16 protein-coding genes are annotated in these 19,908 nt (G+C 62.2%); 8 read left to right on the forward strand and 8 right to left on the reverse strand.

Translation table 11 applies throughout. From position 1 onward, the window contains the following. Window positions 1–10 precede the first annotated feature (10 nt). A complete protein-coding gene (locus tag RBB18_RS08600; protein WP_103763641.1) occupies window positions 11–934 on the forward strand; it encodes a DMT family transporter in 924 nt (307 codons plus the stop codon). Here RBB18_RS08600 and RBB18_RS08605 read toward each other — a convergent pair. The 5 genes from RBB18_RS08605 to RBB18_RS08625 all read right to left on the reverse strand — a co-directional run bounded on the left by RBB18_RS08605 (window position 931) and on the right by RBB18_RS08625 (window position 6,710). Further along, on the reverse strand, window positions 931–2,265 hold the full coding sequence (locus RBB18_RS08605) for an FAD-binding oxidoreductase (RefSeq protein ID WP_306110880.1): 1,335 nt from the start codon (window positions 2,263–2,265) through the stop codon (window positions 931–933). The two genes, RBB18_RS08600 and RBB18_RS08605, sit on opposite strands and share 4 nt — an antisense overlap. Before the next feature lie 2 nt (window positions 2,266–2,267). Continuing rightward, window positions 2,268–3,089 (reverse strand): ABC transporter permease, encoded by an 822-nt coding sequence (locus RBB18_RS08610; RefSeq protein WP_103763639.1) that lies wholly within the window; start codon window positions 3,087–3,089, stop codon window positions 2,268–2,270. Between the two features lie 79 nt (window positions 3,090–3,168). After that, entirely contained in the window at window positions 3,169–4,059 is an 891-nt protein-coding gene (locus tag RBB18_RS08615) for an ABC transporter permease subunit (protein ID WP_306110881.1), read from the reverse strand. Beyond that, window positions 4,056–5,552, reverse strand: coding sequence for an ABC transporter ATP-binding protein (locus RBB18_RS08620; RefSeq protein WP_306110882.1), 1,497 nt, complete (start codon window positions 5,550–5,552; stop codon window positions 4,056–4,058). The genes RBB18_RS08615 and RBB18_RS08620 overlap by 4 nt, the downstream gene beginning before the upstream one ends. Before the next feature lie 63 nt (window positions 5,553–5,615). Then, complete coding sequence (locus tag RBB18_RS08625) at window positions 5,616–6,710, reverse strand: polyamine ABC transporter substrate-binding protein (protein WP_103763636.1); 1,095 nt, start codon at window positions 6,708–6,710, stop codon at window positions 5,616–5,618. Window positions 6,711–6,858: 148 nt separating this feature from the next. Between RBB18_RS08625 and RBB18_RS08630 the strand changes: the two genes are divergently transcribed. The 3 genes from RBB18_RS08630 (at window position 6,859) to RBB18_RS08640 (ending at window position 10,333) form a co-directional block, all read left to right on the forward strand. After that, on the forward strand, window positions 6,859–7,554 hold the full coding sequence (locus tag RBB18_RS08630; RefSeq protein ID WP_274593625.1) for a GntR family transcriptional regulator: 696 nt from the start codon (window positions 6,859–6,861) through the stop codon (window positions 7,552–7,554). 88 nt (window positions 7,555–7,642) lie between these two features. Then, a complete protein-coding gene (locus RBB18_RS08635; protein ID WP_306110883.1) occupies window positions 7,643–9,040 on the forward strand; it encodes an aspartate aminotransferase family protein in 1,398 nt (465 codons plus the stop codon). Window positions 9,041–9,145: 105 nt separating this feature from the next. Beyond that, window positions 9,146–10,333 (forward strand): leucine-rich repeat domain-containing protein, encoded by a 1,188-nt coding sequence (locus RBB18_RS08640; protein WP_306110884.1) that lies wholly within the window; start codon window positions 9,146–9,148, stop codon window positions 10,331–10,333. Between the two features lie 156 nt (window positions 10,334–10,489). Here RBB18_RS08640 and RBB18_RS08645 read toward each other — a convergent pair whose 3' ends face one another. Continuing rightward, complete coding sequence (locus RBB18_RS08645) at window positions 10,490–11,677, reverse strand: M24 family metallopeptidase (RefSeq protein ID WP_103763694.1); 1,188 nt, start codon at window positions 11,675–11,677, stop codon at window positions 10,490–10,492. Between the two features lie 424 nt (window positions 11,678–12,101). Here RBB18_RS08645 and RBB18_RS08650 point away from each other — a divergent pair, with 424 nt between their 5' ends. From RBB18_RS08650 to RBB18_RS08665, 4 genes are all read left to right on the forward strand, one after another. Continuing rightward, window positions 12,102–13,205 carry an ABC transporter ATP-binding protein gene (locus RBB18_RS08650; RefSeq protein ID WP_103763633.1) on the forward strand — a complete coding sequence of 368 codons (1,104 nt, stop codon included), beginning with the start codon at window positions 12,102–12,104 and terminating at the stop codon, window positions 13,203–13,205. Between the two features lie 114 nt (window positions 13,206–13,319). Further along, on the forward strand, window positions 13,320–14,432 hold the full coding sequence (locus RBB18_RS08655; protein WP_274593628.1) for an extracellular solute-binding protein: 1,113 nt from the start codon (window positions 13,320–13,322) through the stop codon (window positions 14,430–14,432). Window positions 14,433–14,522: 90 nt separating this feature from the next. After that, the gene (locus RBB18_RS08660; RefSeq protein WP_211286150.1) at window positions 14,523–16,262 is read left to right on the forward strand and encodes an ABC transporter permease; all 1,740 of its coding nucleotides are present in this window, start codon (window positions 14,523–14,525) and stop codon (window positions 16,260–16,262) included. Between the two features lie 3 nt (window positions 16,263–16,265). Beyond that, window positions 16,266–17,495, forward strand: a complete 1,230-nt coding sequence (locus RBB18_RS08665; RefSeq protein WP_103763631.1) for an ABC transporter permease — start codon at window positions 16,266–16,268, stop codon at window positions 17,493–17,495. 54 nt (window positions 17,496–17,549) lie between these two features. Here RBB18_RS08665 and RBB18_RS08670 read toward each other — a convergent pair whose 3' ends face one another. Beyond that, window positions 17,550–18,938, reverse strand: a complete 1,389-nt coding sequence (locus RBB18_RS08670) for a citrate lyase subunit alpha (RefSeq protein WP_306110885.1) — start codon at window positions 18,936–18,938, stop codon at window positions 17,550–17,552. Between the two features lie 29 nt (window positions 18,939–18,967). Next, on the reverse strand, window positions 18,968–19,834 hold the full coding sequence (locus tag RBB18_RS08675; protein ID WP_103763692.1) for a branched-chain amino acid aminotransferase: 867 nt from the start codon (window positions 19,832–19,834) through the stop codon (window positions 18,968–18,970). Between the last annotated feature and the right edge of the window lie 74 nt (window positions 19,835–19,908).

Genomic DNA, 19,908 nt, shown 5'->3' on the forward strand with positions numbered 1-19,908 from the left:
GAGACGCTCCATGAAACCTCTCAAGGGTATTGCCCTCAAGCTTGTCGCGGTGACGCTGTTCATCGTCATGTCGGCCCTGATCAAGGCCGCATCAGACACTGTTCCACCAGGACAGGCGGTTTTCTTCCGCTCGTTCTTCGCAATCCCGGTGATCCTCGCCTGGCTCGCGATCCGCGGGGAAATGTCCACGGGCCTGAAAGTGGCGTCGCGCATGGGCCATTTCTGGCGCGGCTTCGTCGGCACCACGGCAATGGGCCTGACGTTTGCCGGTCTCGGCCTGTTGCCCCTGCCCGAAGTCACGGCGCTCAGCTATGCCGCCCCGCTGCTGGTGGTGGTCTTCGCGGCGATGTTTCTCGATGAAAAGGTCGGCGTCTTTCGACTTGCCGCCGTGGCGTTGGGCCTCGTCGGCGTTCTGGTGGTGCTGACGCCGCGCCTGACCACGCTGGGCGGGCCGACGGTGGAAACCGCGCAGGCGGTCGGCGCGGTGCTGGTCCTTCTGGGCGCGGTCTGTGCCGCGCTGGCGCAGATCTACATCCGCAAGCTGGTCCAGACCGAACAGACCAGTGCGATCGTATTTTATTTCTCGCTTACCTCGACGCTGCTGTCGTTGCTGACCCTGCCCTTCGGATGGGTCATTCCGGGCGGAACGGAGACTGTTTACCTCGTGCTCGCCGGTCTCTTCGGCGGGCTCGCCCAGATCTTCCTGACCTCCGCCTACCGCTTTGCCGATGCCAGCGTCATCGCGCCCTTCGACTACGCCTCGATGCTGTTCGCCATCGCCATCGGGTACTTCATCTTCGACGAGGTGCCGACATCGCAAATGCTGATCGGCGCCGCGCTGATCGTGCTGGCCGGGATCATCATTATCCTGCGCGAACGTCAGCTTGGCCTTCAACGCGGAAAGGCCAAGGCGGCAAAGACCCCGCAGGGCTAGCGATCGAGCCAGGCGTAATGCAGGTAGGCCGGCCGCATCAGCATCCGGCGAAACCGGCCCAGCGGGAACTTGCGCGGCGTATGTCGCAACGGTGCGGGATAGGGCGTCTCGGGCGTCTGGCCACGAACCAGATCTGCCAACAGACGCCCGGCGTAACTGCCCATCGACACCCCGTTCCCGTGATAGGCGAACGCCGCGAACCCGCCCGGCATCTCGGGAATCGGCCCTGCATAAGGCATCAGGTCGCGCGACAAGCACACGAAGCCGGACCAATAATGTGGCGTTTCCACATGCGTCCAGGCGGGAAACATCTTTTCGAAATCGGCGCGGATCATCGCCCTGATCTGCGCCTCGGTGCCGGGCGAATGCCGCAGCCCGCCGCGCATCCCCATCAGCATCCGGTTGTCCGGCATCAGGCGGAAATAGTGCAGCAGGTGCCGTGAATCGTAGCACATCTGCCGGCTGGTCCAGCCCTGCGCGGCCAGCTCGTCATCGCTCATGGGCCGCGTGACGATCACGCTCGATTGTGTCGGCAGGTACCGCCCGTCCATCCAGTCGGGCAGGTTGTCCGAGCTATAGCCGTTCGTGGCGATAATGATTTTTTCGGCTGTAACAGAGCCTTTATCGGTGTGCAGCCGATAGCGCCCATCGGCCAAACTCTCGATCCGGGTGACCGGGCTGTGCCCATGCACCACGGCCCACGCCGCCTCGGCCGCCTGGCACAGGCCAAGCGCGTATTTCCGCGGGTTGAGGGCAAAGCCGATCGGCATGGTCGACGCGCCGTAAAACGGCCCCCGAAGCCCCACCTGCGCCAGCTCGTCTGGCGGGGTAATGGTCGGCGTGACACCATAAAGAGCCCGCGTCGCCTCGACATCCTCGCGCATCGCGTCGAAATCGCGTGGGCGGTGCGCCAGCTGCGTCTCGCCTTCCGAATGGCAGTCGACATCCAGCCCCAGCCGGTCGATCAGGCCGCCCACATGCGCGACCGCCGCCAGTTCCGCCTGCGCAAATCCACGCGCCTCGGCCTCGCCGAACTTCGCTTTCATGGTGGCATGGCTGGCCTTGGCCCCGCCCAGGCAACAGAACCCGCCATTGCGCCCCGACGCGCCCCAGAACGGATGCTGCGCCTCCAGCACGGTCACGCCGACGCCCGACTCGGCCAGGGCAAGCGCCGCGTTCAGCCCGGTGAACCCTGCGCCGATGACCGCGACCTCGGTCGTCGTGTCGCCCTGCAACGCCGGCCAATCGCCCGGCGGCACGGTATCGGCCCACCAGCAATCGGCCACCGGCGCGGCGCCGTAAGCGCCGTCTTCCCAGATTCGTTTGAGCATGCTCACGCCTCGGCCCGCACCGCGGCCTTTTCATCGGCGTCCTGCCGCAGCAGCTGGCGCTTGGAAATCAGCGACGCGCCGATGACTCCCACCGCCACGATCGCGATCAGGATCGTCGACAGCGCATTGATCTCGGGGCTGACGCCCAGCCTGATCGACGACCAGATCTTGATCGGCAGCGTCGTGGCCGACGGCCCGGCGGTAAAGCTGGCGATCACCAGGTCGTCCAGCGACAGCGTGAATGCCAGCAACCAACCGGAAATCACCGCCGGCGCGATGATCGGCAGTGTGACCAGCCGGAACGCCTGGAACGGGGAACAGCCCAGGTCCAGCGCCGCCTCTTCCAGCGACCTGTCGAAACTGATCAGCCGCGAGGATACCACGACCGACACGAAACACATCGAAAAGGTCGTGTGCGCCAGGATGATCGTCAGCACCCCCCGGTCCAGCCCGATCCCGATGAACAAAAGCAAGAGCGACAAGCCCGTGATCACCTCGGGCATCACCAGCGGCGCATAGATCATGCCCGAAAACAGCGTCCGGCCCCAGAATCGCCCGGCGCGCACCAGCACATAGGCCGCCATCGTGCCCAGCACCGTCGCGATGGTGGAGCTGACGACCGCCACCTGCAACGTGACCCAGGCCGCATCGAGGAACGCCTCGTTCTGCAACAGCTCGCCATACCACCTGGTCGAGAATCCCGCCCAGACAGTCACAAGCTGCGATGCGTTGAAGCTGTAGATCACCAGAATGACCATCGGCAGGTACAGGAACGCAAAGCCCAGCGTCAGGGACGTCGTGTTGAACCATGACAGGCGTCTCATCGCACAGCCTTCCACGCCGGAGCGCCAAAAGCTTTGAGAAAGCTTTTGGCAAAACTCTTCTCAAGAGTTTTGCGGCCCCTCATCCTTCCGCCTCCCGCTGCTTCTGCTCGTTGCGCTGGAACAGCACAATGGGAATGATCAGGATCAACAGCAGGATCACCGCCACCGCGCTCGCCACCGGCCAGTCGCGGTTGTTGAAGAATTCCTCGAACAGCACCTTGCCGATCATCAGAGTCTGCGACCCGCCCAGCAGCGACGGGATCACGAATTCGCCCATCACCGGGATGAAGACAAGGAAGCACCCCGCGATGATCCCGTTCTTCGACAGTGGCAGCGTCACCAGCCAGAAGGCCGTCAGCCGCGAACACCCAAGGTCTTCGGCCGCTTCCAACAGGCTGTCATCCATTCGCTCCAGCGTCGAATAGATCGGCAGGATCATGAACGGCAGATAGGTATAGATGATCCCGATATAGACCGCGACATTGGTGTTCAGAATCATCAGAGGTTCCGAAATCAGATCCAAACCCAGCAGAAGCTGGTTCAGATACCCTTCGGTCGACAGGATCCCCATCCACGAATAGACCCGGATCAGAAAGCTGGTCCAGAACGGCAGGATCACCAGCATCAGCAGCGTCGGCCGCCAGTGGTTCGGCGCGCGCGCCATGGCATAGGCGATCGGGTAGCCCACCAGCAGCGTCAGGATGGTCGAAATCACCGCGATCTGCAGCGAGGACAGGTAGGATTTCCAGTATAGGTCGTCCTCTGTCAGGAACACGAAATTCTCGAAATCGAGCGCGGCGAAGAACGCCTTCACGCCCTCCCACCCTTCGGACAGGTCCAGCTGCGGCGTGTAGGGCGGGATCGACAGCTCGATATCCGAAAGGCTGATCTTCAGCACGATGGCAAACGGCACCAGGAACAGCGCCAGGAGCCACAGGTAAGGCACGATGATGAGGGCCACGCGCCTCATGATGTCAGCACCACGCCCGCCGTGCCGGTCCAGCTGACCCAGACCTCGTCTTCCCAGGTGATGTCCCGGCGCGAGATGCGGCGGGTGTTGGACAGCTGCGCCTTGATCATCGTGCCGTTTTCCAACTCGACGTGATAAGTCGACAGGTTGCCGAGATAGGCGATGTCGATCACCTTGCCCTTCAGCGCGTTGACCGCGTCGGGCCTGGTCTTGGAAATGCCGACCTTCTCGGGGCGCAGCGCCAGCTTCACTTGCGTGCCATCCTCCAGATCCGGCGCGTCGAGCGCGATCAGAGGCGGCTGCCCCTCGGCCCAGTCGATGGTGATACCGCCTTCCGGAATATCGTTGGGTTCGGCGGGAACAGTCTCTGGTTCTTCACGCTTCGCCGTGCGTTCCGCGTCGCTTGGCGGCGGCAGTTGCCGCACGATATCGGTGCGTGGCCCAAAGACCCTGGCCCAGACCTTGTCATGCAGCCAGAGACCCAACTTGTTGGGTTGCGGCCCTTGCGCAGGTCTCGCCTTTGCCGCTTTCGGCTCGGCGGGCGCGGGGTCATCGGACGCGACAGGCGCCTCCGGGTCTGCCGGTACGCCGATCTCGGCCACCGCCTCGGGCGTCTCTACAGTCTCTGTTTCAGGCGTTTCGGCCTCTTGCGGTGCAGGTTCGGCCTCGGTCTCGGACGCGTCGGCAGCCACAGGCTTCGCCCCCGGCGTCCGATTAATCGCCGTGCCGGAAAACAGCGTCACGTCGCCGATGAAATCCGCCACATAGGCCGAGATCGGCGCCTCGTAAATCTCGTCCGGCGTGGCGATCTGCACGATCCGACCGTCATCCATCACCGCGACGCGGCTGGCCACGGTCATCGCCTCTTCCTGGTCGTGGGTGACGATCACGAACGTCGTGCCGGTCTTTTCCTGGATATCCATCAGCTCGAACTGCGTGTCCTGCCGCAGCTTGGCATCCAGCGCCCCCAGTGGTTCATCAAGCAAAAGCAGCTTCGGCCCCTTTGCCAGGCTGCGCGCCAGCGCCACGCGCTGCCGTTGCCCGCCGGAAATCTGGTGCGGCTTGCGGCCCGCGAACTTCTCCAGCCGGGTCAGCTTCAGCATCTCGTCCACCCGTGCCGCGATCTTGTCGGCGGGCAGCTTGTCGCGCTTCAGGCCAAACGCGATGTTGTCGCGCACCGACAGGTGCGGAAACAGCGCGTAGGACTGGAACATCATGTTCACTTCCCGCTTGTTGGGCGGGATCGGCGCGATGTCACGCCCGCCCAGCAGGATCGTACCCTCGGTCGGCGTCTCGAACCCCGCCAGCATCCGCATCATCGTCGTCTTGCCACAGCCCGACGGGCCCAGCAGGGCAAAGAATTCCTGCGCGTAGATGTCGAACGACTGGTCGTCGATGGCGGTGAACGTGCCGAACCGCTTGGTCACGTTCTTGAACTGGATCAGCGGCTTTTCATTCGGATCGTTCCACGGCGCGAACTTGCATTCCGGCATTGCTGTCCCCTTGAAGGAATGAACCCGCGCAACCGTGCTGCGCGGGTCCTGACGTCTGGTGTCTTACGTGCCGGACTTGATCTTGGTCCAGAGACGGGTCACCGTCCTTTGCACCTTCGCCGGATAGGGCTTCTTGATATAGGTGTTCTCAAGAGCGGCTTCCGACGGATAGATTGCCGGATCGTTGATCACGTCTTCCTCCAGATACTCCTGCGACGCCTTGTTGCCATTGGCGTAGTAGACATAGTTCGAGGCCGCCGCCATGTTCTCGGCATCCATGATGAAGTTCAGGAACTTGTGCGCACCCTCCGGGTTCGGCGCGTCGGCGGGGATCGCCATCATGTCGAACCACATCACCGCGCCTTCGCTCGGCGCGTTATAGGCGATCTCGACACCGTTATCCGCCTCGGCGGCACGGTCCCGCGCCTGCAGCACGTCCCCGGACCAGCCGATCGCCACGCAGATATCGCCATTGGCCAGCCCGTTGATGTACTCGCTGCTGTGGAACTTCTGAACATGCGGCCGCACGGACATCAGCAGTTCGCCGGCCTGTTCAAGCTCGTCCTCGTCATGGCTGTTCGGGTCGAGGCCAAGATAGGTCAACGCCGCCGGAATCACCTCGTCCGGCGCATCAAGGAAATGCACGCCGCATTCGGCCAGCTTTTCCATGTTCTCGGGCTCGAAGATCAGCGACAGGCTGTCGATCGGGGCATCTTCGCCCAGGACTTCCTGCACCTTGCCGGTGTTCACGCCGATGCCCGTCGTGCCCCACATGTAGTTGATCGCGTATTCGCTGATCGGAATGTCGGAATCATAGCCCGTCAGGCGGTCCTTGATCACGTCCCACAGGTTGTCCGAGTTGGGCAGCTGGTCATAATCCAGCTTCTGGAACGCGCCCGCCTGGATCTGGCGCAGCAGGAAGCTGCCCGTCGGCACTACCACGTCATAGCCCGAGCCACCGGCCAGCATCTTGGTTTCCAGCACTTCGTTGCTGTCGAACACGTCATAGACCAGCTCCAGCCCGGTCTCTTCCTCGAACTGGGTCAGCAGGTCTTCGTCGATATAGTCGGACCAGTTGTAGACGCGCACTTCCTGCGCCATGGCGCTCGTCGCGCCCAGCGCCAGAACGGCGGTCATGGTCAGAAACTTCTGTGTCATTCGGTATCTCCCCTTGGTTCGACGCTTGTTGCGTCTTGGCCCGGGATTTGATCAAACAAAACCGGACATGGCAATATGGTAATGCTTTCACGCAGCCGCTAAACTCGCAAGGCGATTGCATGGATCGCCGCGACGGAAAGCAGATCGAATGACCAGACACGCCCAGAAATTCGGCACCGATGGCGCGCCGGAGACGCGCGTTCCGGCGCATGAGTTGATCTATCGCGAATTGCGCGCGTTGGTGCTGTTCGGCGACCTGGCGCCGGGGCAGGCGGTGACGATACAGGGCCTGACCGACCGCCTTGGCGCCGGCATGACCCCGGTGCGCGAGGCGATCCGCCGGCTGACCGCCGAGGGCGCGCTGGAGTTTCGCGGCAACCGCCGCGTGGTGGTCCCGACCTTGACCGCCGACAATATCTCCGAGCTGATCCTGGCCCGCCAATGGCTCGATCCGCACCTTACTTTAAGGGCGACCGAGCGTGCGGGACTGGAAGACCTCGACCACCTGACCGCGCTCGACAGTGACCTCGATGCGGCCATCGACGGCGGCGACCTGCGGTCCTATCTCGAGCTGAACTACGCCTTTCACGCGCATATCTACACCATCGCGGACGCCCCCATACTCGCCGATCTGGCCGATGGGTTGTGGCTGCGGTTCGGCCCGTCCCTGCGGGTCGTCTGCGGGCGCATGGGCACCCAGAACCTGCCGGACAAGCACAAGGATATGCTGGACGCCATGCACGCCCGCGATGCCGAAGCCGCGGCCCGCGCCATCCGCGAGGACGTGATCCAGGGAATGGAGCAGGTCCGCGTTTCGCTGGAGCAGTCCGCCGGTTTGACGTGATTCGATTGACTCAGAATAATTTGATCATATTCTGGCGCAAACGGACCGGCCCGCCCTGTCCGGTCCCCCGATCATGAAAGGTACCGCCATGACCGCCATCACCAATCATATGCCCACCGCCGAGCTGCAGGCGCTGGATGCCGCGCATCACCTGCACCCCTTCACCCATGGCGATGCGCTCAACAAGAAGGGCGCGCGCGTTATCACCCGCGCCAGGGGCGTGACCCTGACCGACAACGAAGGGCATGATTATCTCGACGCCATGGCGGGCCTGTGGTGCGTCAATATCGGCTATGGCCGCGAGGAACTGGCCGAGGCCGCCGCCCGCCAGATGAAGGAACTGCCCTATTACAACACCTTCTTCCAGACGACCCACGTGCCCGCCATCGCGCTGGCCGACAAGCTGGCGCAGCTGACGCCGCACGACCTGAATCACGTCTTCTTCGCCTCCTCGGGGTCCGAGGCGAACGACACCAATATCCGCCTCGTGCGCACCTATTGGGAGCAGAAGGGCCACCCCGAGAAAAAGGCCATCATCAGCCGCAAGAACGCATACCATGGCTCGTCCATGGGCAGTGCCAGCTTGGGCGGGATGGCCGCGATGCATGCCCAGGGCGGCATGCCGATCCCCGACATCCATCACATCGACCAGCCCTACTGGTACGGCGAGGGAAAAGACACTGATCCAGCCGAATTCGGGCTTGAGCGCGCCCGCCAGCTCGAGGAAAAGATCCTCGAACTGGGCGAAGACAAGGTCGCCGCCTTCATCGGCGAGCCGGTGCAGGGCGCGGGCGGCGTGATCGTTCCGCCCGAAACCTACTGGCCCGAAATCCAGCGCATCTGCCGCAAGTACAACATCCTGTTGATCGCCGACGAGGTGATCTGCGGCTTCGGGCGCACCGGCAACTGGTTCGGCTCGGAAACCTTCGACATCAAGCCCGACGTCATGACCATCGCCAAGGGTGTCAGCTCGGGCTATGCCCCTGTCGGCGGCTCACTGGTCAGCGACGAGGTGGCCGAGGTGCTGAACGGCTGCGAGTTCGCCCACGGCTACACCTATTCCGGCCACCCGGTGACCTGCGCCGTGGCGCTGGAAAACCTGCGCATCCTCGACGAGGAAGGCATCGTCACCCGCGTCGGGTCTGAAACCGCGCCTTACCTGAAGGAAAAATGGGAAACCCTAGCCGATCACCCGCTGGTGGGCGAGGCCGCGATCTGCGGCCTGATGGGCTCCATCGCGCTCAGCCCCGACAAGGCCAACCGCGCCAGGTTCGCCGCCGATGCCGGCACCGCGGGCCTGATCTGTCGCGAGCATTGCTTTTCCAACGGCCTGATCATGCGTCACGTCGGCGACCGCATGGTGATCTCGCCGCCGCTGGTCATCACCAAGTCCGAGATCGACACGCTGGTCGAACGGGCAAACATCGCCCTCGACCTCGCGCACAAGCAATTGAAAGACGAAGGCCTGATGAAAGCGGCCAGCTAGGCCGCGCCTTTGAAATTGACCAAGGACGCCCATCTTTCGTCCCAATGAAGAAAGAGACTGCCGCGCAAAGCAATTGCGTGGCAGTTTCATTTCAGGGGCAGAACAGTGTCTAAATACATTGCATTTATCGGGCTGATCCTCGGTGTCATTCTTATCGTGGGCGCGGGACTCGTGACGTGGTCTCAGGCCACCGCCCCCAAGGCCACGGCTGAACCCAGCCATGACGAAAAGCTGCTGGCCAAGATCGAGGAGATGGCGAAGGACCCGGTCGTCAAAGCGCGGGCGCCACGAACCTCGGAATTCATCCTCGAAAAAGCCCGCACCACCGTCGCCGAACAGAACGGTCCCCCGATCCCTTGTGACGCGGACGGCTTGCCGGGTATCCGTTTCGGATCGCAATGCGTGACGTCCCAATCCGATAGCATCGTTTCGATGCGCGGCCCGCAATTCGGCTGGCTGTCGGAGTTTCAGGGCAATACCTCGATCCGCACGATCATGAGCACGGGGGCCGAGGCTGACGATCTGAGCCTGCTGACCGGCCTGCCGAACCTGACCAGTCTGAGCCTTTTCGGGGCGAAGGTGAACGATTTCAGCACCTTGTCGAAATTGAACGATCTGACCGTGCTGAACATCGGGTCCAGCAACATCTCCGACATTTCCTTCGTCGCGGATATGCCCAACCTTCGCGTTTTGCAGATCTTCGCGACCGACATCTCGGACCTGTCCCCGCTTGCCGGGCATCCCGCGCTGCAGGAACTGGACATTTCCCAGACCGCCGTGACCGACCTGTCGCCCCTCGCCGACGTGTCGACATTGGTCAAACTGGTGATGGAACAGACGGAGGTGGCTGACCTGTCGCCGCTGGCAGGCTTGACGCGGTTGAACACCCTGTCGCTTCGGGACATGCCGGTGTCCGACCTGTCGCCGCTGTCGGATCTGACCGAGCTGCGCTCGCTTTACCTCGGCGGCGCCGCCGTCACCGATATCAAGCCGCTCGCCGGGATGACCCAACTTACGACCCTCGACATGGATCGAACGGCGGTGTCGGATCTCTCGTCCCTTTCGGGCATGAAGTCCCTGAACAGGCTCTATCTCAGCGAAACGCAGGTGAGCGACCTTGTGCCCTTGTCAGGCTTGCCCGAGCTCTCCCGCCTCGATCTAAGCGCGACGCCGGTGCGCGACCTGACCCCGATTGCTGACCTGCCCAAGCTCAGGACGTTGGAGCTCAAGGATGCGGATCGGGCCGATATCGGTCCGCTTCTGGGCCGCGATTGGATCACGGTACGGCAGTAAACGTAAACGCCGGCTCGATGCGCCGTACGCTCTGCAAACCCGCCAGGATGCCGAAAATGACACCGTCGCCATACCACCCGGATACCGACGCGATACCGACGTGCCATTTCGGCGTCTCAGCCAGCGTTTACCGTGGTTTCCGCCGGCTGATTCGCGTCAGTCCTTGACGAACATCTGCCGGGGCATGTTGCACAGGCATTCCGCCGGTCCGTCCTCGTTGATCAGGATCGTCTCGGTCGTCTCCAGACCCCAGGTATCCATCCAGAGGGCCGGCATGAAGTGGAACACCATGCCGGGTTCCAGCACCGTGTCATCCTCCAACCTGATCGACGCCGTCCGCTCGCCCCAGTCGGGTGGATAGCTGACGCCGACAGGGTAGCCCATGCGCCCTTCGCGCTTGATTTCGTACTTGGCCAGAACATCCAGAAGGGCCTGCGCGATATCGCAGGTGCGGTTGCCGGGGCGCGCCGCTTCCAGCCCCGCCTCGATGCCTTCCAGCTGCGCTCTCTCGGCGTCGCGTATGTCCTGCGGCGGCTCGCCGCCAAGGAAAACCGTCCGGCACAGCGGCGCATGATAGCGGCGGTAACACCCTGAAAGTTCGAAGAAAGTCGCCTCGCCGGCCTGCATCGGGTTGCCGTTCCAAGTCAGGTGCGCGGCGGTGGCATCGAGGCCCGAAGGGGTCAGCGGCATGATCGCCGGATAGTCGCCCCAGTCGTCATCCACGCCCTCGATCCCGGCCTTCAGGATGTTGGCCACAAGGTCGTTCTTGCGCAGCCCGGGCTCCGCCATGTCGATGGCGGTGCGCATCACCTTTTCCGAGATGCGGGCGGCCTTGCGGATCAACACCAGCTCCTCTTCGGATTTGACGATCCGCTGCCAGTTCACAAGCGTCGTGGCGTCGACGATCTTGGCTTTCGGCATTTCCTCGCACAGCACGGCATGGGCCTTGGCGGAGTAGTAATAGTTCTCCATTTCCACGCCGATCGTCGCGGTTTCCAGCCCGTACCGCTTGAGCACTTCCGCCAGATCCTGCATCGGATGGCGTTCGGTCGACTGCACGAAATGGTCGCCATATCCAAGGATGAAATCGTGCTCCATCCAACAGGTCCTGCGCCCCCCCAGCATGTCCATGTGCCGGCCCCACCAAAGCGGCGGGCCGTCCATCGTCAGGATCGCCCCCTGGTGCACGTAGAAGGACCATCCGTCATAGCCGGTCAGCCAGTTCTGGTTGGACGGATCGGTGATGAAAACGGCGTCGAGGCCGCGCTCTTCCATCGCGGCACGGGCCCGTTTCAAGCGGCGGTCGTACTCGACAGGGGTAAAGGGCAGGTCTTTCATTGTGATGGTGCTCCTCATCATCGTCGGGCGGGATGGAACATCCGCAGCGTGTCGAGCCTGCATCCCAATTCAGGGGATTGCACGCAAAAAATTCGCTTCAGAACGTTGTGACCGACCGACGAAGTAATCTTGCGCGCGGGTGCGGCTCTGGCCCTTTGTATCGGCCGAATGACGCGTCGAACCCCTGCCAAACCGGGCGTTCCAGACCGCGACAAGCCGCGGATTTCGATGAATTTTTGAGCGTCGTTCGACGCGATACAGCGTGAAACACGGGAAAAGTGACTTTTTACTGGGCAGATGCAGGCGATTTGCCTTCAAGCGTATATCGAGCCGGATGAGTTTATGAGTCTGCTTGCATCAGCGGCGGAAACTAGCTTTATTCCAAGCAAAGCGCGGGGAAACCGCGGACAAAAACGATGGGGAGACACTCTTGACCGAAGCGCAAGCGAGCGATGCGTTCGTCGCATTTGATCGCGTTCAGAAAAGCTACGACGGCGAGACGCTTGTCGTGAAGGATCTGAACCTTTCCATGCCCAAGGGCGAGTTCCTGACCATGCTCGGGCCGTCCGGGTCGGGCAAGACCACCTGCCTGATGATGCTGGCGGGGTTTGAGACCGCCACCCACGGCCGCATTCTGCTTGATGGCGTTTCCATCAACGATATCCCGCCGCACAAGCGTGGCATCGGCATGGTGTTCCAGAACTACGCCCTATTTCCTCACATGACCGTGGCCGAGAACCTGTCTTTCCCGCTGGAAGTGCGCAAGATCGGCAAGTCCGACCGCGAGGCCAAGGTCAAGCGGGCGCTGGACATGGTGCAGATGGGCGACTTCGGTGGCCGACGTCCGGCTCAGCTTTCGGGCGGTCAGCAACAGCGGATCGCGCTGGCCCGCGCTCTGGTGTTCGAGCCCGAGCTGGTGCTTATGGACGAACCGCTGGGCGCACTCGACAAACAATTGCGTGAGCACATGCAGTTCGAGATCACCAATCTGGCGCATGATCTTGGCATCACCACGGTCTACGTGACCCACGACCAGACCGAGGCACTGACAATGTCGGACCGCGTCGCGGTGTTCGACGATGGCCGCATCCAGCAGCTTGCGCCACCGGACGAGCTGTACGAAAGCCCGCAGAACAGCTTCGTCGCGCAGTTCATCGGCGAGAACAACACGCTGGAAGGCACCGTCAAGGAGATCCAGGGCGGTCTCGCGCAGGTGCAGCTGGACGATGGTGGAATCATCGATTGCAAGCCGGTCAACGTCAGCGAAGTAGGCGAACGTACCCGCGTCTCGATCCGGCCTGAACGTGTCGAATTCGACAAGAAGCGCCTCAAGGAAGGCACTCATACGATCAAGGCCGAAGTGCTGGAATTCATCTATATGGGTGACATCTTCCGCACGCGTCTCAGCGTGGCGGGCAACGACAATTTCGTGATCAAGTCGCGGAACGCGCCGGACCAGACGCGGCTCAAGCCGGGTGAGACGATCGAGATCGGCTGGCTGCCCGAAGATTGCCGCGCACTGGATGCGAACTAGGAGTTTAAGGCATTCGGGCGGGCCTCTGAGCTAGCCCGGATAGAACGAGGTCCGCATGTTGTTCCCGTGACATGGGGCTCGAAAGGTAAACGGGAGTACTTTTGGGAGTATGACATGAAACTGACGAAAACACTCATGGCCACAACCGCACTGACGGTTGCAGCCGCGTCGGCTCACGCACAGGAAATGGCCGACTCGATGACCGTCGTGTCCTGGGGCGGCGCCTATCAGGCGAGCCAGAAGAACGCGTATACCGACCCCTACCAGGAAATGAACGAAGGCCTGGAAGTGATCTGGGACGAAAGCTCAAACGAGGCCGTGGCCAAGCTGCGCGCGATGGACGAGGCCGGGAACATCACCTGGGACGTCGTCGACGTCGTGGCCGCTGACGCGCTGCGCCTGTGCGACGAAGGCCTGGCGATGGAAATCGACCCCGAGGAAGACCTGGCCGCGGCACCCGACGGAACCTCGGCCGAGGAAGACTTCGGTGAACTGCTGGTCGGTGACTGCTTCATCCCGCAGATCGTCTATTCGACCACCTTCGGCTATCGCACCGACATGGTTCCGGAAGGCGTGGAAGCGCCCAACGACATCTGCGACGTGTTCGACCTGGAAACCTACCCGGGCAAGCGCGCGCTGGAGAAGCGCCCGATCAACAACGTCGAATGGGCGCTGCTGTGTGACGGCGTACCGAAAGAAGAAGTCTACGACGTTCTGGCCACCGCTGAAGGTCAGCAACAGGCGTTGGACAAGCTGGCAACCATCAAGGACGACGTGATCTGGTGGTCCGCCGGTGCCGACACGCCGCAGCTTCTGGCTGATGGCGAAGTCTTCATGGGCTCGACCTACAACGGTCGCCTGTTTGCCGCGATCGAAGAACAGGATCAGCCGATCGGCATGATGTGGGACGCGCAGGTCTTTGACCTGGACGGCTGGATCATCCCCGAGGGCCTGCCCGAGGATCGCCTGGCCCGCGCCAAGGACTTCATCATGTTCGCGACCGACACGCAGCGTCTGGCCGACCAGGCCAAGTACATCTCGTACGGTCCGGCCCGTGCCTCCTCGGCACCGCTGGTGGGTCAGCACGCGGAACTGGGTATCGACATGGCTCCGCACATGCCGACCGACCCGGACAACGCCGAGAACACGTTCCTCTACAACTACGAGTTCTGGGCTGACTACCGCGACGACATCGACGCCAAATTCCAGGCGTGGCTGGCGCAATAAGCGGTCCGCTTGAAGCTACCTGGAAGGGCCGCGCGCGGCCCTTCCACACCGATAAGAAAAACAAATCAACAATCTGCCGACGGGGACTTTATGAGCGATGTGACTGACGCCACGACCGGCAAGGCGGCGCCCACGCCAGATGATGGGCTACGCATTGCGGACAGCAACGACAGCGGCCCGGTTCTGGCCGCAGACGGCACACCGCTCAAGAAAAGTCTTTCGCGCACCTTACGCCGCCAGAAGATGCGGGCGCTGCTGCTGATCGCCCCGCTTCTGATCTTCGTTCTGGTTACCTTTATCGTTCCCATCGTTTCAATGCTGTTGCGTTCGGTCGACAACACGATTGTACCGGACACGCTGCCGCAGACGGTCAGCGTGATTTCCGAGTGGGATCCGAATGCAAGCGACCTGCCGGACGAGCCCGTCTACGAGGCGCTTTATTATGACCTGTTCCTCGCCTCCGAGGCGAAGGAACACACCAAGCTGGGCACGCGCCTGAACTACGAACAAACCGGCCTGTCCTCGCAGTTCCGCTCCGTCGGGCGCGACCTTGATGAGATTGGCGAAGACCAGATCGACGCGCTCGAGGATCTGGCCGAGGACACTTGGGATAATGAGGCGTTCTGGTTCGACCTGATGCGCGGCGGTGAGAATGCCGAGAACACCGACCAGGACGTGCTGGACCGTGCCCGTGCCCGGTTGCGAGCCCTGACGGGCGACGCGTTCACAGGCGGCACCGGCTTCCTGCCCGGCGCGGAAATTTCCGCGCTTCTCCCGCGAACGGCCTATGAATACGCCAGCTTCGCGGTTTTTACGGCCATCGCCGAAGAAGACGTGGTGGCCGAGGAAGAGCCGTGGGAATCTGTGAAGATTGCCCTGATCGAAGAACTGCAGGCCGGTGCCGACGTGTCCTCCTACAATGGCTTTGGCGCCGAGGAACTTCGCGCTGCGCAGGAGATGCTGGCCGATCAGCCGCAACAGAATTTCAAGGAATCGTTCCTCGAGATCGATGAGGGCTGGGGCAACCCGCAGACTTGGAAAACGATCAACGTTTACAAGTCGCCCTACACATCGGGCTACTTCCTGAACGCCGCAGATTACCAGCTTGGTTTCGACGGGGTCGAGGCACGGCCCGAGAACCAGCAGATCTACATCAAGCTGTTCATGCGCACGCTTTACATGTCGCTGGTCATCACCGGCAGCTGTATCCTGCTGGGCTATCCGGTGGCGTGGATCCTCGCCAATTTGCCGCTGCGCACGGCGAACGTGCTGATGATCCTTGTTCTGTTGCCCTTCTGGACCTCACTGCTGGTACGGACCTCCGCGTGGAAGGTGCTGTTGCAGCAACAGGGCGTGATCAACGAGATCCTCGTCTGGCTTGGCTTCGTGGATGACGCGAACCGATTAATCTTGATGAACAACGCGACGGGCACGATCATCGCCATGACGCATATCCTGTTGCCGTTCATGATCCTGCCGCTCTACTCGGTGATGAAGACAATCCCGCCATCTTACCTTCGTGCGGCGAAATCGCTGGGCGCGACGAACGTCACGGCCTTCTGGCGGGTCTATTTCCCGCAATCGGTGCCGGGCATCGGCGCGGGCTCGATCCTCGTGTTCATCCTGTCGATCGGGTACTACATCACGCCCGAGATCGTGGGCGGCACCGACGGTGTCTTCATCTCGAACCGGATCGCTTACCACATTTCCAGCTCGCTGAACTGGGGTCTGGCGGCCGCGCTGGGAACGATCCTGCTGGTCGTCGTGCTGGTGCTCTACTGGTGCTACGACAGGATCGTGGGCATCGATAACGTCAAGTTGGGGGGCTAGGTCATGACCGATCAAGACGATGGCTACACAGTCACCATTCCGCGCCCGCCGCTGACCGGGTTCACTTTGCCGCTGACGGCGGTTCTGGGCGCCATGTTCGGCTTTGTCGCGGGTAATGTTTACGGCCAGCCGTGGCTTGGCGCGCTGGTCGGCGCGGTGATCGGGGCGGGTATCGCGGCGCTGGCGCATCAGATGTCGGGCCAGCGCACTCAAACCCGTTGGGGTATAATCGCGGCTTTCGCTGTCGCGGGCTTTCTTGCCGGCGGTCTTGGCGCGGCGATTTCCGGTGTCATCATCGGCGCGGTGCTCAGTTGGTTCGCCTACTGGCTCGACACCGGCGATTATCGCAAGAACGTGCCCATTTACTACACTCCCGGGCAGGTTCTCTGGCACAATACGTTCCTTTTCATCTGCGGCTTCGTGTTCTTCTTCCTGATCGCACCGCTGATCCCCGTGATGTGGCTCAGCTTCAATGCCGAGAACTTCTTTACCTTCACGCCCGAGATGTTGAATTTCCAGGCCGAGGGCTATTCGCTGAAGCACTACCGCGACTTCCTGGGCACCGACGAGTGGATGACGCCGCTGAAGAACTCGCTGATCATCGCGCCTTTCGCCACGTTCATTTCGGTAAGCCTCGGCACATTGGCTGCCATCGGCCTTTCCCAAAGCCACGTTCCCGGGCGACAGGCGATCATGGCAATCCTGATCTCGCCGATGATCGTGCCGCTGATCATCTCGGCCACCGGCATGTTCTTCTTCTACGCGCCGCTGGGCAACTGGCTGGAGGCGAATCTTGGCCTCGACCAAGCGTTCGTGGGCTATGTGAAGGTTATCCTGGCGCACGCGGCACTGGGCGTGCCGTTCGTGATCATCACGGTGACGGCAACACTTGTTGGCTTTGACCGCTCGCTGACACGGGCCTCGGCCAACATGGGCGCGAACCCGGTGACGACGTTCTTCCGGGTTCAAATGCCGCTGATATTGCCGGGGGTGATCTCTGGCGGGCTCTTTGCCTTCATCACGTCCTTTGACGAGGTGGTCGTGGTGCTGTTCGTCGGCTCGGCGCAGCAGCAGACGCTGCCGTGGCAGATGTTTACCGGCCTGCGCGAACAGATCTCGCCCACCATTCTTGCGGCGGCGACGATCCTCGTGACGATCTCGATCCTGCTGCTGACGACGGTGGAGCTGTTGCGCCGCCGGTCCGAGCGTCTGCGCGGGCTGAGTCCGGGCTGAACCTGACGATAACTTTAGGAGAAGCCGGGCCTGCTTGCCCGGCTTTTCTTTTGCTCAAGGTACAAGCGCGCGCACGTGATCTATAACTTTGCCGTCCGGCGCTTCGCATTCGGCAATAACCCGGTCCGCAAATTTCGGCGCTGCACGTTGCGTGGCCTGCGCTTCGGCCTTGTGGCGCAGCTCGTCGAGCGATGACAGCGGCAACCCGGCGCTCTTCGCGGCCCGCGCCAGTTCCGGGGCGGCAGGGGAAATGGCGATGCCTTCTTCCGTAACCACGGCGCCGATGGTGTTGCCCGGCGTGGTGAGACAGGTCAGGCGTTCGACCAGCTTGGGAAATCCGCCGGCGCAAAGCGGGGTTGTCACGATGGCCAGCTTCGCGCCCGCAGCGGTGTCGGCATGGCCGCCCGATCCGCCGATGATCCGCCCGTCGCTGGTGCAGGTCACGTTGACGTTGAAATTCATGTCGACCTCTGCCGCGCCGAGGATCATCACGTCAAGCCGGGAGGCCGCGCTGTCGGGATTGGCAGGGCTCGCGTAGTCCCACGCGGACATCGCGTGATGCGCGGTGTCATTGGCATAGGAGGTCACGGCGGCTCCGTCGAAGGCCTGAACGTCGAGCAAACGGCGGAAGAGTCCGGAATGCAGCATTTGCACCAGTGGCCCGGTGATGCCGCCCGCCGCGAAGTCGCCAACCACGCCGCGTCCGGCCATGACGGGCGCCAGGCTGCGTGCGACTGCAAGAGATGTCGCGCCAGCGCCGGTCTGGAAACTGAACCCATCTTTCAGAAGGCCGCTGCATGCAATGAGGCGGGCAGTCAGGTTGGCGATGGCCTGACCCTTGGCAGACGGCGCACGGGCGGTCGTACCAGAGGCCACCTGCTGCGCATCACCAATGCTGTCGACGGTGACCACGAGATCGACCTGCTCGGCCGGGATGCAAACCCGTGGCAGGTCATGGACATAATGATCGGTGACCGCCGTGACAAAGCCGGCATGGGCGGCATCGACCATTGCGTATCCCAGCGGGCCGCACGCGTTCGGGCCGGCGGCGCCGCCGAGGTTGCGTTTGGCGTCCACCGCCGGAGTGGCGATGAACGCCGCGTCGATTTTCAGTCGGCCTGAGGCAATGGCCTCAGCCCGCCCGCCATGGGTTTGCAGACGGACCGGATGAAGCAGAAGGCCGCGCTGTACCGCCTCGGCGAGAGGCCCGTTCATGTAGGATGTGGTGATCCGTGTAACGGTGCCGTCTTTCACGAAAGGGATCAGTGCCGCATGGCAGGGAAAGAGCGAAGAGGGCGCGATGTGCAGGTTGCGCAGGCCCTCTTCGGCGCAGATCTGCAGGACCTCGCGCATCAGGTCGTCGCCGTTCCGCAGGTGATGGTGAAACGACAGCGTCGCACCGTCAGCCAGGCCTGCGGCCGAAATTGCGGTGCGTACGCTCATGCGGTCGTCTGCGACGCGAAGGCCAAGACCTAAGCGCGCACCAGTTTTTCGTAGCTTTCCGCGATGTCGCGAGTCAGCGCGCCGACCTCGAAATTGTAATCACCGATCTGGCCCACGGGCGTGACCTCGGCGGCGGTGCCGGTCAGCCAGCATTGCTCGAAACCTTCCAGTTCCTCGGGCATGATGTGCCGCTCGTGCACCTTGACCTGGCGGTCCTTCAGCATCCCGATGACCGTCTGGCGCGTGATCCCGTTCAAAAAGCAATCGGGATCGGGCGTATGCACCTCGCCGTCCTTGACGAAGAACATGTTGGCGCCCGTCGCCTCGGCCACGTAGCCGCGATAGTCGAACATCATGGCGTCCGAACAGCCCTTCGCCTCGGCGGCGTGTTTCGAAAGGGTGCAGATCATGTAAAGACCGGCCGCCTTGGCGTGGCTGGGGATAGTTTCGGGGCTGGGCCGCTTCCACTTGGAGATATCGAGCTTGGCACCCTTCATCTTGGCGTCACCGTAATAGGCGCCCCATTCCCAGGCGGCGATGGCCAGGCGAACGGGATTACGAGCCGATGCGACGCCCATATCCTCGCCCGCGCCGCGCCACGCGACCGCGCGGACATAGGCGTTCTCGAACCCGTTGGCTTGCAGTACTTCCATTTTGGCGGCTTCGATCTCGTCCACTGTATAGGGGATCTCGAAATCCAGTTGCCCGGCAGAATAATGCAGACGTTCCGAGTGCTTGCGGCTCTCAAAGATCTTGCCGTTGTAGCACCGCTCGCCTTCGAACACGGAACTGGCATAGTGCAGGCCGTGGGTCAGGATATGCACATTCGCGTCCCGCCATTCGACCAGTTTGCCATCCATCCAGATCTTGCCGTCGCGATCGTCATACGCTGCCATTTTCGCCTCCTCAGCCCAGACTCTTTTCATTTGTTGCGCTAGAAACGTCCGAAGTGGACATAAAATTGCGCATA

Source organism: Roseovarius sp. MMSF_3298, from assembly GCF_030733705.1.
GTDB lineage: Bacteria > Pseudomonadota > Alphaproteobacteria > Rhodobacterales > Rhodobacteraceae > Roseovarius > Roseovarius confluentis.

Bases quoted from the DNA above. Each gene is read 5' to 3' on its own strand.
- RBB18_RS08655 (WP_274593628.1), top strand. From the start codon at position 13,320: ATGAAACTGACGAAAACACTCATGGCCACAACCGCACTGACGGTTGCA.
- RBB18_RS08675 (WP_103763692.1), bottom strand. From the start codon at position 19,834: ATGGCAGCGTATGACGATCGCGACGGCAAGATCTGGATGGATGGCAAA.
- RBB18_RS08665 (WP_103763631.1), top strand. From the start codon at position 16,266: ATGACCGATCAAGACGATGGCTACACAGTCACCATTCCGCGCCCGCCG.
- RBB18_RS08615 (WP_306110881.1), bottom strand. From the start codon at position 4,059: ATGAGGCGCGTGGCCCTCATCATCGTGCCTTACCTGTGGCTCCTGGCG.
- RBB18_RS08625 (WP_103763636.1), bottom strand. From the start codon at position 6,710: ATGACACAGAAGTTTCTGACCATGACCGCCGTTCTGGCGCTGGGCGCG.
- RBB18_RS08605 (WP_306110880.1), bottom strand. From the start codon at position 2,265: ATGCTCAAACGAATCTGGGAAGACGGCGCTTACGGCGCCGCGCCGGTG.
- RBB18_RS08600 (WP_103763641.1), top strand. From the start codon at position 11: ATGAAACCTCTCAAGGGTATTGCCCTCAAGCTTGTCGCGGTGACGCTG.
- RBB18_RS08635 (WP_306110883.1), top strand. From the start codon at position 7,643: ATGACCGCCATCACCAATCATATGCCCACCGCCGAGCTGCAGGCGCTG.
- RBB18_RS08610 (WP_103763639.1), bottom strand. From the start codon at position 3,089: ATGAGACGCCTGTCATGGTTCAACACGACGTCCCTGACGCTGGGCTTT.
- RBB18_RS08620 (WP_306110882.1), bottom strand. From the start codon at position 5,552: ATGCCGGAATGCAAGTTCGCGCCGTGGAACGATCCGAATGAAAAGCCG.
- RBB18_RS08660 (WP_211286150.1), top strand. From the start codon at position 14,523: ATGAGCGATGTGACTGACGCCACGACCGGCAAGGCGGCGCCCACGCCA.
- RBB18_RS08630 (WP_274593625.1), top strand. From the start codon at position 6,859: ATGACCAGACACGCCCAGAAATTCGGCACCGATGGCGCGCCGGAGACG.
- RBB18_RS08670 (WP_306110885.1), bottom strand. From the start codon at position 18,938: ATGAGCGTACGCACCGCAATTTCGGCCGCAGGCCTGGCTGACGGTGCG.